Source organism: Ktedonobacter racemifer DSM 44963, assembly GCF_000178855.1.
In the GTDB taxonomy this organism is placed as follows: domain Bacteria; phylum Chloroflexota; class Ktedonobacteria; order Ktedonobacterales; family Ktedonobacteraceae; genus Ktedonobacter; species Ktedonobacter racemifer.
On the sequence record NZ_ADVG01000002.1, the window covers coordinates 206,303 to 220,924 of the forward strand.

At 54.7% G+C, this 14,622-nt stretch carries 10 protein-coding genes; 7 read left to right on the forward strand and 3 right to left on the reverse strand.

What is annotated here, in order from left to right; all coding sequences use genetic code 11:
• Positions 1-5 precede the first annotated feature (5 nt).
• The 4 genes from corA to KRAC_RS17315 are packed head-to-tail and all read left to right on the forward strand — an operon-like array spanning position 6 to position 4,797.
• Complete coding sequence (gene corA / locus KRAC_RS17300; RefSeq protein ID WP_007909230.1) at positions 6-989, forward strand: magnesium/cobalt transporter CorA; 984 nt, start codon at positions 6-8, stop codon at positions 987-989.
• Between the two features lie 13 nt (positions 990-1,002).
• Positions 1,003-1,803 carry an enoyl-CoA hydratase-related protein gene (locus KRAC_RS17305; RefSeq protein ID WP_007909232.1) on the forward strand — a complete coding sequence of 267 codons (801 nt, stop codon included), beginning with the start codon at positions 1,003-1,005 and terminating at the stop codon, positions 1,801-1,803.
• Between the two features lie 41 nt (positions 1,804-1,844).
• On the forward strand, positions 1,845-3,869 hold the full coding sequence (locus KRAC_RS17310) for an acetyl/propionyl/methylcrotonyl-CoA carboxylase subunit alpha (protein WP_007909234.1): 2,025 nt from the start codon (positions 1,845-1,847) through the stop codon (positions 3,867-3,869).
• A gap of 22 nt (positions 3,870-3,891) precedes the next feature.
• Positions 3,892-4,797, forward strand: coding sequence for an NAD(P)-dependent oxidoreductase (locus KRAC_RS17315; protein WP_007909239.1), 906 nt, complete (start codon positions 3,892-3,894; stop codon positions 4,795-4,797).
• A gap of 62 nt (positions 4,798-4,859) precedes the next feature.
• Here KRAC_RS17315 and KRAC_RS69120 read toward each other — a convergent pair whose 3' ends face one another.
• The 3 genes from KRAC_RS69120 to KRAC_RS17330 all read right to left on the reverse strand — a co-directional run bounded on the left by KRAC_RS69120 (position 4,860) and on the right by KRAC_RS17330 (position 8,822).
• Positions 4,860-6,020, reverse strand: a complete 1,161-nt coding sequence (locus KRAC_RS69120) for a site-2 protease family protein (RefSeq protein ID WP_007909241.1) — start codon at positions 6,018-6,020, stop codon at positions 4,860-4,862.
• An 89-nt stretch (positions 6,021-6,109) separates the two neighbouring features.
• Complete coding sequence (locus KRAC_RS17325) at positions 6,110-7,441, reverse strand: Nramp family divalent metal transporter (protein ID WP_007909243.1); 1,332 nt, start codon at positions 7,439-7,441, stop codon at positions 6,110-6,112.
• A 145-nt stretch (positions 7,442-7,586) separates the two neighbouring features.
• Complete coding sequence (locus tag KRAC_RS17330) at positions 7,587-8,822, reverse strand: competence/damage-inducible protein A (protein WP_007909244.1); 1,236 nt, start codon at positions 8,820-8,822, stop codon at positions 7,587-7,589.
• Positions 8,823-9,261: 439 nt separating this feature from the next.
• Between KRAC_RS17330 and KRAC_RS74550 the strand changes: the two genes are divergently transcribed.
• From KRAC_RS74550 to KRAC_RS61820, 3 genes are all read left to right on the forward strand, one after another.
• Positions 9,262-12,939, forward strand: a complete 3,678-nt coding sequence (locus KRAC_RS74550; RefSeq protein WP_007909245.1) for an LAGLIDADG family homing endonuclease — start codon at positions 9,262-9,264, stop codon at positions 12,937-12,939.
• A gap of 294 nt (positions 12,940-13,233) precedes the next feature.
• Complete coding sequence (locus KRAC_RS17340; protein ID WP_007909246.1) at positions 13,234-13,824, forward strand: universal stress protein; 591 nt, start codon at positions 13,234-13,236, stop codon at positions 13,822-13,824.
• 111 nt (positions 13,825-13,935) lie between these two features.
• A complete protein-coding gene (locus KRAC_RS61820) occupies positions 13,936-14,574 on the forward strand; it encodes a DsbA family oxidoreductase (protein WP_007909247.1) in 639 nt (212 codons plus the stop codon).
• Positions 14,575-14,622 lie beyond the last annotated feature (48 nt).

The window sequence follows — 14,622 nt, forward strand, 5'->3', positions numbered from 1 at the left end:
TATCCATGATCCGAGGCACATATTGCGATAAAAAACAGCAGACCTTCCATTCCATTACTGACCTCAATGAGCTGAGTCAATGCAAAGACAACGATGACATCTTCCTCTGGGTTGACTTGCAGGACCCCACAAAGGAGGAATTGGCTAAACTGGGCGTGGAGTTCCAACTCCACCCGCTCGCGCTTGAGGATGCCACCCATGAGCACCAGCGGCCAAAAATTGAGGAATACGATAACTTCTACTTCGTCGTCTTTTACGCGGCCCATCTTGAGGCAGAGACAGGCGAGCTTGACTTGCGCGAGATTGATATCTTTCTGAGCAAACATTACCTGCTTACGGTACACGAAAAACCTATTGAAGATCTCAAAGAGATTCAATTGCGCTGGACACGCAACGCGCAACAATTACACTGGGGAACGGGTATTCTCCTCTACTCTTTTCTCGATACCCTGGTTGATGGCTATTTCCCGGTTGTCGATGCCCTTGTTGATCAGACAGAGGATATTGAGAACCAGTTTTATATCCGGCGGGGCCAGTTACGCGAACGCGATACCGCCCTCAAGCTCTTGACGCTGCGCAAGAGATTTCTGGCGCTACGCCGCGTGGTCACGCCACAGAGAGATATCCTGAATGTTTTGACGGATCACGATAGCCCGATTTTTGATGAGCGCATCAACGTCTATTTTCGCGACATCTACGATCATATCGCGCGCCTGGCCGATACGGTTGATCTGTATCGTGATCAGTTAAGCAGCACGATGGATGCCAATCTGACCCTCGCCTCAAATGAGCTCAATAAAGTCATGCGCACTATGACGGCAGCCTCGATCATTTTGATGGTAGATGCCCTGGTCCCTGGCATTTACGGCATGAACTTTGAGAACATGCCTGAGTTAAAATGGGAGTATGGCTACTTTGCCGTCCTTTTTCTTATGCTTGGACTCACTATTGGACTGGTCGTTGTCTTCCGCCGACTCAGGTGGTTCTAACGCAGGAGAGACTATGCTAGACTATCAACATCTGACGATTACCTATACTCATCAGGATCGCGTAGCTCGGGTGACGCTCAATCGGCCAGAGGTTCGTAATGCCTTCAATACACAGACGATGCAAGAGCTGGTGCAGGCCTTCCAGACCCTGGGGATGGATGATCGCCTGCATGCTATCGTGCTTACAGGCTCGGGCAGCGTCTTCTGCGCTGGCGCGGATGTCAGTATGATGCAGCAGAGCATTCATTATACCGAGGAGCAAAATCTGGAGGAGGCACTCTTTCTCTCAGACCTCTTACATACTATCAATACATGTACCTGCACCGTCATCGGACGCGTCAATGGCGCCGCGATGGGAGGTGGAGTGGGCCTCATCGCGGTCTGCGATATTGTTATCGCCACGCAGACCGCCCGCTTTGGCCTAAGCGAGGTCAAGCTGGGCATCGCGCCCGCAGCCATCTCGCCCTATGTCATGCGCAAAATCGGCGAGAGCCAGGCCCGCGCCCTCTTCATGACTGGTGAGCGCTTTGATGCCGAGCGTGCGCAACGTATCGGCCTGGTACATGCCATAGCGCCCGCCGAGGAGTTAGACGAGGCGCTGGAGAAAACCCTCGCTGAGCTCTTAACCAGCGCCCCTCAGGCGGCGCGCGTCTGCAAAATGCTGGCGCTGAGCGTAGGTACAATGCCACATGATGAGGCGCGCCGCTTGACGGCGGCAACTATCGCGAAGCTACGCGTCAGCCCCGAGGGCCAGGAGGGCTTGCGCTCCTTCCTGGAGAAACGTCGACCCAACTGGATTACTTCCATCAACTAAAACCTTGTCATACATGCACTACAATGACGTGGGAAAAGCATATGTTTAAGAAGATTCTCATCGCCAACCGTGGCGAGATCGCCGTTCGCATCCAGGCTACCTGTCGCGTGATGGGTATCCGGACCGTTGCTATCTACTCTGATGTCGACCGCCAGGCTCGCCATGTCCGTGAGGCTGATGAGGCCTATCGTCTGGGTCCCGCCCCCGCAAGCGAGAGCTATCTGCGCGGAGATATCATCCTGGAGATCGCGCGCCAATGTGGCGCCGAGGCCATCCATCCCGGGTACGGCTTCCTTTCAGAGAATGCCGATTTCGCCGAAGCATGCGAGCAAGCTGGGATTGTCTTTATTGGTCCGCCAGCCTCCGCTATGCGCCTGATGGGTTCAAAAATCGCAGCCAAACAGATCGCTGAGCGGGTTGGAGCGCCTATAGTTCCAGGCTATAACGGGGAGCGCCAGGATGCAGATACCCTCCTGGCGGAGGCCGAGCATATCGGCTTTCCGCTGCTCATCAAGGCATCGGCGGGCGGTGGTGGCAAAGGCATGCGCGTGGTAAACTCCCTCCAGGAGCTGCCAGAACAACTGGCGGGTGCCCAACGTGAGGCTGGGGCAGCCTTCGGCGATGACACCGTCTTCCTGGAACGCCTGATACTGCGCCCACGCCACGTTGAGATCCAGGTCATGGGCGATAAATACGGCACCCTGGTCTACCTGGGTGAGCGTGAATGCTCTATTCAGCGCCGCCACCAGAAGATTGTCGAGGAGAGCCCGTCAGTAGCACTTACCCCCAGGCTACGTGCCGAGATGGGGGAGGCCGCCGTGCGCATCGCCTCGGCCGCGGGCTATGTCAACGCGGGCACGCTGGAATTTATGCTCGACGACGATGGCAACTTCTACTTCCTGGAGATGAATACGCGCCTGCAAGTTGAGCACCCGGTTACTGAACTGGTAACGGGGCTGGACCTGGTGCGCCACCAGCTCTTGATTGCCTCTGGCGAGCCACTCGCCTTTACGCAAGAGCAGATTACCACTCGTGGACATGCCATCGAGGTCCGCCTCTACGCGGAAGACCCACAGCAACAATTCCTGCCTTCAACCGGCACCGTGGAGCTCTTTGCGTCCCCACAGGGACCAGGTATCCGTGTTGATAGCGGAGTGGAGTCTGGCGATGACGTTACCCAGTACTACGACCCCATGCTGGCCAAGCTCATCGTCTATGGAGAACATCGCCTCGCCGCCCTGGAGCGCCTGAGCAGCGCCCTTGAGCAGACAGCCCTCCTGGGTGTTACCACCAATCTATCGCTGTTGCAAAAGATCAGCACCAATACCGCCTTTCGCGAGGGGCAGACGCATACCAGCTTCCTCGATGAGCAAGATATGCTTACCTCCACGGCCCCGGAGCCACTCCCAACTGAGGTCCTGATCGTCGCCGCGCTTGCCGATCTTACACCCGCGCTCTCCTCAACATCTGCCTTTACAGGTGCGTCTCCCTGGCAGAGCCTGGGTCCCTGGCGTATGCCAGGTGGCGCGTACACACGGACCTATCTCTACGCAGAGCAGCGTCATACCATCACACTGACCCCGCTTTGGGATACAATAGAGGGCAGGCATACTTTCCCCCAGTCGCAGAACTGGCGGGTAAGTATCGATGACGGCCCACAGGAACACATCAGTTGCCTGGCACTCTCGGCCCATAGCTATCTACTCACGCGCGCGGGCCAACAAAGTAAACTCTCATCCCTGCGCAAAGGGGAGGAGACGCTGATCGCGTATCGCGGAGAGAGCTATAGGCTTGAAGGACGGCGCGCCCCTGATGTTGCGACCACGGCCCGTGAGGGTGGACAGGGAAACGCGCAAAAGACGTTGAAAGCTCCCATGGCGGGAACCTTGGTCAAAATCCAGGTGCATTCAGGCGAGCAAGTAGAGGCGCACCAGGTACTGGCTGTCTTGAGTGCGATGAAAATGGAACACTCGATTATCGCCCCCTACGCCGGTCGCGTACAGCGCGTCAATTACCAGGAGGGTGCGGTGGTGCCAGGAGGAGCTGTCATTATTGAAATTGAGTAAAGTGCAGGAAGGAATAGACACTATGCAAGTCGGCTTTATTGGTATCGGTGTCATGGGGCGCGGCATGGTCCTCAATCTTCTCAAAAACGGGCACGAGGTCACCATCTTCGCGCGCCATCCCAAGAGAGCAGGCGTTCAGGAGGTCTTGCAGGCGGGGGCCAAACAGGCTCCCTCACCGCGTGCCCTGGCTATGGCCTCAGAGATAGTAATTACGATGGTCACTAACTCCCCCGATGTCGAGGAGGTGGTCGCCGGCCCCCAGGGAGTGCTCGAGGGGGCGCGCAAAGGGCTGATAGTGGTCGATATGAGCACCATCTCGCCCAGCATGACACGCAAACTGCACGCCCAGGCTGGCGAGCGAGGAGTTCACTTCCTCGACGCGCCGGTTAGCGGCGGCTCCCAGGGCGCGATCAATGGCACGCTCTCGATCATGGTTGGCGGCGAAGAGGAGATCTTTGAGAAAGCGCGCCCGGTCCTTGAGGCCATGGGCAAGAAGGAGAATATTTTCTACGTCGGCCCCAGTGGCGCGGGCGAGATCGTGAAGATCGTCAACAATATCCTCTGTGGCACCATTGCCGCCTCCATCGCCGAGGCCTTTGTCCTGGGTGTCAAAGCTGGCGCGGATGTCGACGCGATGGCAAAGGTCGTTGGCGTCAGCACTGGCGCGAGCTGGCAGCTCGCAAACCAGTTCCCCCTGCGCGCCTTCAACGGCAGCTTCCAGCCCGGCTTTATGACCGACCTGCTGCATAAAGACCTGGGCCTAGCGCTCGACCTGGCCTCTGAGAATCAAACGCCCATGGCCATGACGGCGATGGCGCGCCAGCTCTTCGAAATGACCCGCGCCTCGGGACATGGGCGCGATGACTATACCGCGCTCATGCAGGTCCTGGAAGAGATGGCCGGCGTCGAGGTTCGTAGTAAACATTAATGCACAGCACAAAAAAGCAGGGCAGCCCTGATCAGGGCTGCCCTGCTTTTTTGTGCTGTGCATTAATTGATGACAAGCATCCCCTGCGCAATTGACATACCCAGGAAGAGCACCGCCGCCAGGCCAAAGTAGAGCACAGAGATGAGGATACGCGTCGATATCGGGACCGTATAGAACGCCTTCATCTGTGGGCTATTTGAGCGGAAGCGCGCAGAAAAGAGCTGAGAGACCGCTATTATCAGGATCAAGACTAGCCAGAGCGAGAAGTTTCCGTGCATCCACTCCCAGACCTCGAAGCCTAACAAGAGAATAAAGCCCGCAATCCAGATGCGGCGGTCGACCGCGCCCAGAACGCGCCCTCCATCAAAGGGCATAACCGGGATCAAATTAAACAGGTTGATAAAGAAGCCAAAGTAGGCCAGAGCCATCCAGATGTTGCGTGGATCGGGCTGTACTTCAGCAATAGCCAGGCAGACCCCTGCCGAGATCGCACCTGCGATAGGTCCACCAATACCAATCTCCGCATCATCTTTGGCATTGGTTGGAGCCTGCTGTAGAAGCGTCAATGCAGCAACGAACGGTATAAAGACAATTCCGCCAACTGGCATGCCTTTGAGCTTAAGAATCAAGACATGCCCAAGCTCATGAATAAACAAGAGTGCCACAATGCCAACGGCAAACTGCCAGCCAAAGATGATGGAGTACAGGCCAATGGTGATGAGGGCCGAGAAGCCTGCCCAACCAAACTTGAGCAATATCGCCAGACCCTTGAACTTGAGTAACCAGGAAAACAGCGCCACAATACCTGTGCCGATGCCAGCCAGGCCACCTCGCTTCTTTTTTCCACCCTCGGCACTTCCACGCCTGGCCGCCTCTTGCTGCTCTACGCCCACATCGGTGGTGTATCCCTCCAGGCTTTGTGGCCCCCGGTACGCACCTGTGACTTCAGGCTGGACAGAAACAGTTTGCTGTTCCCTCGCGGCATAGGGGTTATAAACCTGGTAAGGGCTATAAGACGATGTGGAGGCGCTAGCAGCCTGCTCGGGATAGATCTTGTCGGCCTCTTCCCTGGGAGGTGGCGCATAAAAACCAGGCTGCATATACTGTTTCGGTTCCTGCTCCTCCTCGTTCTCCTGCCCGCCAAACTCCCTGTAAGTATATTCAAAGGGATTATTTCTGTCTTCGTTCACGCAATGGCCTCGATTCTGCGCTGCTTCGCGCATACACATCTCATACTACAGATAATAACATTCAATCTTTTAATGCTATTCCAGACAGTGAAACCTGTAGGGCCCATGCTGGCATGGACTGGTTAACCGGAAAAAGCCGGAAGGATATAATTTGTGATCAGCCAGAGTATGACTAGAAGCGAGATCAGAATAACGGTCGCCCAGGAGATGATATTAAACACCACTCCATTGACACGTCGCCCCATCAATCGTCGCTTGTTGACTAACAGGATAATAAACACCAGGAGGATCGGTAGCATGGCCGCGTTCAATCCCTGCAAGAAGACCAATACCTGGATGATGGGGAGGCCCGGGATCAGCGTTACCAGTACCCCTAGAATGATCAGACCTGTAAAAATGCTCTGGAAGACTGGTGCTTCGTTAAAGCTCCGCGAGACGCCTCGCTCAAAACCAAAGGCTTCACAGATACCGTAGGCGGTCGAGAGCGGTAGGACCGCGGCGGCAAGCAGGGAGGCACCAAAGAGACCAATGCCGAAGAGGAGCGTCGCGTAGGGGCCGGCAAAAGCCTTCAGGGCCAGGGCCGCATCCAGCGCTGTCTCAACTGATTGATGGTGCGGATAGAGGGTCGCGCCGGTCACGACAACCACAAAGATCGCGATGAGGACCGCGAAAATAGTACCACTATAGACATCCAGTTGCTCATAGAAGTACTCGCCCGCATGTATCCCTTTATCCGCGACCGAGGCCTGGACAAAGAACTGCATATAGGGGCTGATCGTGGTACCTACCAGGGCCACTGCGGCCAGGAGGTATTTCTGATTACTGCTGATTGTAGGAAAGACAATCTGCCTTCCAACCTCGCTCCAATTTGGATGGGCAGCGAACGCAGCCGGGATGTAGGCCAGGAATCCGAGGGACATAAACAAAAAGATAATTTCAACGCGGCGATAGGACCCCTTGATCACCAACCACCAGAGCACCAGGGCGGTTAACGGCACAATGATATACACCAGGGGGGTATGCACATCACCCGTGAATACCTGGACGCTCATCGCGATACCCATAAATTCGGAGATGGTGACGCCCGTATTCGCCACCAGCAGAGCCAGCATGGCCAGGGCAGCCCACCTAACTCCAAACTGCTCACGTATCAGGTCCGCCAAACCCTTGCCCGTGACAGCCCCCATACGCGCACACATTTCCTGCACAATCGCCAGGCAAAAGCCTGCGATGACGAGTGCCCAGAGTAGTCCATAGCCAAAGTCGGCGCCCGCAGTCGAGAAGGTCGCGATACCACCGGCATCGTTTCCTGCGTTCGCGGCGATGAGTCCTGGCCCCAGGACGGTAAAAAGCTTTAGGAGCGGCGATGCGCGGCTGATACGAAACCGTGAACGTCGCTTCGGCTCACCGCGCTCCCGCGCGGCTATTTTTGTCTTTTGGCGCTTTGTATCCATAGGCCCATACCCAGAGGGAGCAAGATGGACACTTGCTCCCCCTGACCTTTCCCGATCCTTATTCTTTCATGGCTCTGATCATAACATGCAGGATATGCTCTTACAAGAGACAGATGCTGCATGTCAGCAGCCCAATGGTAATAATCTATTTGGGCTCTACACGTCCCTCTAGATAGAGCCTGAGTAGATTTAATGCTGTATTGACGGCATGGCGTTTGTTGTCACTGCGACTGGATCTCCATCCGGGTCCCATCCCCGTGACCACCCCATTGGGGCCTGCTACCGCGATATGCATTGTTCCCGCGGGCTTCCCGTCAAGTTCATCTGGACCCGCCACCCCCGTCACACTAATACCAAAATCGGTCCCTATCTCCATACGCACCGCCTTCGCCATCGCGATAGCTGTCTCCTCGCTTACCACGCCATAGCGCTCAATCGTCTCACGTGGCACGCCAAACTGCGCTTTAAGGTCTGTGCTATAGGAAACAATACCGCCGATGAAGTGGCTGGAACTGGTCTTGAAATCCGTGATGGTGCTAGCAAGCAGGCCGCCCGTAAGCGACTCCATGACGGAAAGCGTCTGATGACGCGCCTGGAGCAGGCTTCCGGTAACGCTGGCGAGCGTATCCTTATTGGTGCCAAAAATCAGCGCACCCAGGATCTCACGTGCCTGCACTTCTGCCTCCGAGACCAGTTTCTCAGCCTCTTCGCTCGTGGCAGACTTGGCGCTGATACGCACATCGACGGCATCTGGTTTAGCATAGGTTGCCACAGTTGGATTGCTGCTATGAATCAATTCACCCAGGCGCTCCTCGACGGTCGATTCACCCATGCCATACACCCGCAGGATACGCGTAAAAATGGTTCCGCCCAGGTAGGGAGCCAGGCGCGGGACCGCCTCCTCTTCCCACATGCGGTACATCTCACGAGGGACACCTGGCATGGCCACGATAATCTTCTGATCCTTCTGCACAAACCAGCCAGGCGCGGACCCACGCGGATTGGGCAGGGTCTGCGCCGAAGGAATCAAGGTCGCCTGTTTGAGATTGCGCTCGGGCATGTCTCGACCCGCGAAACGCGCACGTAGCTCCTGCTCCAGGACCGGATCAACACGCATCTCCTCGCCCACCAGCGCGCTGATTGATTCGCGCGTCAGGTCGTCTTCGGTTGGGCCAACACCACCCGTCATCACGACGAGGTCCGACCGCTCCAGAGCACGGCGCAGTGTCTCCACGACGCGCTCCTGATTATCACCCACCTGCGAGACATGATATAAATCAACGCCCAGGCTCGCCAGGCTCTGCGCCAGGAACGTGGCGTTGGTATCTGAGATATGTCCTAACAATAGCTCGGTTCCACACGAAATAATTTCTGCCCTCATAAATCCTCCCTGCATATGGCCTCAGGTGGCCTTACACTTGCCTTTCTGCGCGTACCTACCAGGTGCTTTTACGCGTTTCCTCATCATATCACAAAAGCAGCTAACACAACATATTGTGTTAAAATTTATTAATCAACACAATATGTTGTGCCAGAGGGGTTGTTTTTGGTCGCCATTGCGAGTATACTGGATAGCGTAGAATACATTTTCGATAGCGAAACATGAGGATACACCCAAAGGGCTCTCAGCCCGATGTATCTCATGTATCCATACAGCACCCACACAATTGACATGGTCCATGCCTCTATCGTTTTCAGCGCTGTCTTCTCACATCCATATTCTTTTGTATTGCACATAAGGCGACCTGGATGGCCGCAAAACGGTATCTAGCTCATACTTGATTTGACGCCCAGAGTACAAGGAAAAGGAGCAAGCCTTTATGGTAGAACAACAGAAACCACCACGACAGTCTGACTCCACGATACAGCCTGCACCTACCTCCGACATAGCCTCGCCCACCCAGTTAGAGGGCATTCGCCAGAAGGTGTTCATGGATAGATACTCGCTCAAGGATGCCACCGGGCAGCCTCTGGAGTTCTACCCTGAAGACATGTGGAAACGCGTCGCCCGTGGCATCGCCGCTGTCGAGCAAGGCGAGGAGAAGCAGGCCTTCTGGGAGGAGCGCTTCTACGACGCCCTCTCCAACTTCCAGTTTGTCCCCGGTGGACGCATCCTCGCGGGCGCCGGAACCGGCCACCAGGTTACATTTTATAACTGTTTTGTGGTGCCAAGCCCGGAAGACAGCCGCCAGGGCATCCTGGAGAACCTGAAGGTCATGACCGAGATCATGGCACGTGGTGGCGGCGTTGGTATTAACCTCTCTACGCTCCGTCCGCGTGGCTCCTATATCAAGACCGTCAATGGCACGGCCTCTGGCCCCTGCTCCTGGGCACAACTCTACTCGGTCGCAACCGGCGATGTCATCCAACAAGGTGGCTGTTTTGGTCCCAATGAACGTATAGCCACTCACAAAGGTCTGATACCTGCAAAAGAGCTAGCAGATCGCTTAGACAGTGGGGAGGTTATTCAAGCTCAAACCCACAAAGGTCTACGTCCCTTCACAGCGGTCTTTCGTAACGGCATCAAAGATCTCTACGAAGTGGCTACTAGTCGAGGCTATCACGTTCGTGTCACACTCGACCATAAAATGGGCATACTACGTGACGGTAAGATTACAACAGTTCCGTTACGCGAACTTGAGGAGGGGGATGAGGTATTACTTCTTCTTGGAGAGGATGCAAATGATGATACAGAGTTAGTTGCCCTTAAACCAATTTCCAGTGTTCGTTTTGGAAGATTATATCAAGAGAAGCCTATTAAACTCCCTGCATACCTTACTCCAGATTTAGCCTATTTGCTAGGCTATTTTTATGGTGATGGACATGTGTTACAAGACAAGAAACTAATCGAACACACTGAAAAAGGTTTTAGACTGGCAGTAGCAAATAATCAAAAAGAGGTTCAGGATGCTTTGGTATCAATAATCCATGACCTGTTTGGAATAAACCCACTAATACTCGCAGGTGATGGCGCATGTACAGTTATTGAAGTTAACTCACGCACATTAGCACAGTGGTTACAAAAGAATGACATCCTCAAACAGAAGTCTGAGGCAATACGTGTCCCTGAAGCTATCTTTAGATCACCCACAAAGGTTGTAGCAGCATTCATCGGTGGCTACTTTGAAGCTGATGGATGTGATAGAACACAAAAAGGTGGTTATGGATTTGATAGTGTAAGCCGCGAAATGTTGGAAGGTATTCAACAGTTATTGCTTGTCAACGGCATCGTTTCGCATATCGTTGTACAAGACCGAGGCGCTCAAGGCTGGCGGAACATCTACCGCCTTATTGTGACAGGTGCTCAATTTAAAGAGCGTTTTAGCAAATTTGTAGTCGGATACAAAGATAAAAAGCAGGTAGGCTATCGTAGTCATCGCATCAACTACCCAATGGAAGCTTGGAGGAGGCTAGAGATTCCTGGTCGCTACTACCAAGGAATCTTCGATTCTACAAAAGAGCGCGTATCACATTATGCACTATTAAGAGTTCGTGAGCGTGTTCTTGCGGTGGGAGGGGTTGCTATGATAGAGCGGCTCGACGCCTTGTTAGGAGTATTACCAGACGTAATTACCTCTATCATACCAATCGGTCCATCAGATGTCTACGACTTTGAGGTACGTGATATTCACATGTTGTCAGGAAATGGATTATATGTGTCTAATAGCCGTAGAGGTGCGTTAATGCTCATGCTGGATGACAATCATCCAGACATTGAAGAGTTTATTACGGTCAAGAAAAAGGCGGGCATGATCGAGCACGCCAACCTCTCGGTCTGCGTCTCCGATGCCTTTATGCAGGCCGTCAAGGACGATGCCGACTGGAATCTGGTCTGGCAGGGCGAGGTCAAAAAGACGCTCAAGGCCCGCCACCTCTGGGACCTGATCTGCACCTCCGCCTGGGAGTCCGCCGAGCCCGGCGTCGTCTTCATGGACCGCTATAACAAAGAATCCAATACGTGGTATTATGAAACGATACGTTGCGTAAATCCATGTGGCGAACAGGGCCTCGGGCCCTGGAACGTATGTAATCTGGGCGCACTTAATGTCGCAGCCTTTGTCTCGGATGGGGCCATGGATTGGCAGCGATTGGCAGAGATAAGCAAGGTCTCCATGCGCTTCCTAGATAACGTCATTGATGCGACCGACTACTTCTTTGATGAGAATCGCGAGGCGCAGCTCGGCACGCGCCGCACGGGTCTGGGCACAATGGGCCTGGCCGATGCCTTGATCAAGATGAAGATCGCCTATGGCAGCGAGGCCTCGATCCCGGTGATTGAGCGCATCTACTCGACGATCCGCGATTCGGCCTATGAGGCCTCGACGGAGATCGCCGCCGAGAAGGGGCCCTTCCCACGCTTCGAACGCGACAAATACCTCCAGGGCAAATTTATCAAACGCCTGCCAAAATCGTTGCAGGAGAAGATCAAGAAGCACGGCACACGCAACGCAGTCCTGCTTACCCAGGCGCCCACTGGCACGACCAGCCTGCTCTCGGGGGTCAGTTCGGGGATTGAGCCGGTCTTTGACTTCGCCATGATCCGACGGGACCGCACCGGCGAGCATATTCTCTATCATCCCCTGCTCCAGGCCTGGCGCGACGCGCATCCCAACGCATCAACACCTCACTACTTTGTCTCCTCAAAGGATCTCTCGCCAGAGGAGCATATACGTGTACAGGCAACTGTCCAGCGCTACACCGATGCCAGCATCAGTAAGACGGTGAACGCACCCAACAACCATACCGTCGACCAGGTCGAGACCCTCTATCGCCTGGCCTATGAGATGGGCTGTAAGGGCGTGACCTACTACCGCGATGGCTCACGTGACGCGGTCCTGACCCGTATCGAGGATGAGAAGAAGCAGAAACAGGCCACAGGCGATGCGAACGAGACCCAGGGCCTGATGATGGAGCCTGTGACCTCGATCCGCCAGGGTATCAAAGAGCGCCCCCCTGTCGTACATGGCTATACACGCCAGGTGCGCGCCCCCGAGGGCAAGATCAACATCACCATCAATAGTGACGAGCAGGGTCCCCTGGAGGTCTTTGTGACTCTGGGTAAGGCCGGTAGCGATATCGCGGCCCTCTCCGAGGCCCTGGGGCGCTTGATCTCGCTCAACCTGCAACTGCTCAGTCCGCTCTCGCAGATGGATCGCGCCAAGGTCATCACCGAACAGCTACGCGGCATCGGCGGCAGCCGCTCGGTTGGTTTCGGTGTCCAGCAAGTGCGCTCGCTGCCCGATGGCGTGGCCCGCGCACTGGAACTGCATATCGAGTCACAGCTCGCGAGCGAGAAAGAAAAGGAGGACGCCGCCTCTGAACAGGACGATCCCCCTGTTGAGCAGAAGCACAATGGAACGAATGGCACCTATCATGAGCATGGCGATCTTAGCACACTCAACCTGACGGGCAACCTCTGCCCCCAGTGCGACTGCAACACCATGGTCTACGAGGAAGGCTGCCGCAAATGCTATAACTGCGGCTATAGCGAATGTTAACCTTGTGCCTACAGCGCTCGCCTCGGTAGGTAATAGAGTGAGCCCTGGCAACTTACAGTTGCCAGGGCTCACTCTATTACCTACCAGAAATAACTTGCACACAATATACTAACGCCTGCTCCTATTTTCGCATTCCTCACCAGAATAGCAAAGTCACCAGATCCTGAGCATATCTTTAGATCCGCCCTTCACATTTTGAGCCAAACTTTATTCCTTTCCCTCTATACTAATAACACAGACACCTGCTATTTGCTCAGTAACACCAGCCACTCATCAATAAGAATGGAAACGCTTATGCAGTATTTACTCCTGCCTTTTACGCACGGTATCGATAGAGAAGCAATCGATCAGGCTCTGGTCATGGCAGAGAACTTCTCTGCCTGCCTGGTATGTGTGGCCTTCATTCCTTGCTCGCCCGACAAACACAAAGGAATTCGCCTGGAACGTATTCAACAGGCCAAAGACTTTCTGGAATATATGTACTACCGAGCCAGGCAGGCAGGCATAAAGCTACAGCGTATGGAACTTTATATCCCCAACCTTGAGGAGGGTATCTTACGTCTCTCGCAGGAGATGGATAATGCGCCCATCCTGCTCTTCACGCGCCACGAACGCGGCATCCTGCTTGACCTCTCAACTATTCGCAGTGTGGTAGAGGATGAGCGCAGCCGCTACTATCTGCTCCTGCTGGCTCGGCGTCATGGCAGCATTGCGCTACCACAGTTCCTCCAACCACTCCTGCAAAAATATCAGGGGACAGCGAAAGCACCTGCCCTACGATTTCTTGGTCCGCAACATGCCAATCCCGAATCCATGCTTCTCGGCTCACATCGTCTTTTGGATATAAAAAATGGGAACCAGTCATTTCTCAGAAGCAATTTCTAGGCGCTTTCAGCCACTCTCCATTTGACATTCATCTTTGCGAGAGAATATTCTATAATTGCACACTTCAGAAAGTAAAGTGTGACTATACTTCACAGTTGGGGAGTGATTTTCATGAGCTTGGAAGCTACGCAACCCAAGAAAGTAAACATGCACGTTGATCCACTCTGCCCCCTGGCGTGGCGCACCGCCCTCTGGATGCGCAATGTACGCCAGGAGCGTCCAGTGGATATTACCTGGAAACTCTTTAGCCTCGAAGTGGTTAACCGCCAGGAGGGTGTACAGCCCGACTATGTGAACGGTCGCGGCTGGACCGCGCTTCGCACCCTGGCCCTCGCTCGCCGCCAGAAAGGGAATGAGGCCCTGGAGAAACTCTACGTTGCGCTGGGAAATGCCGCCCACGGACGCAAAGAGAATATCAGCGAGCGCTCAGTCGTCGAGGCAGCTGCACAGGAAGCGGGACTCGGCAGCGACATTGTCGCCCAGGCCCTCTCCGATGAGTCGACGGTCCAGGATGTACTCAACGACCATAAAGAGGCCGTTGATCGCTACGCGGCCTTTGGCGTACCCACCATCGCCTTTGAGGGCTCGACCGTAGGCTTCTATGGCCCGGTCATCCATAGTGTACCCGAGGGCGAAGAGGCTGCGACCCTCTGGGATCATACCTCCTACTTCCTGACCCAGCCCAATGTCTTTGAGCTAAAACGCGACCGCGTCCAGGCTCCACCCTGGGAACCCGTTTCCGCCAAATAATACAATTGATCAATGATGGAGTGCACCGCGACAGCCTGCGGCTGTCGC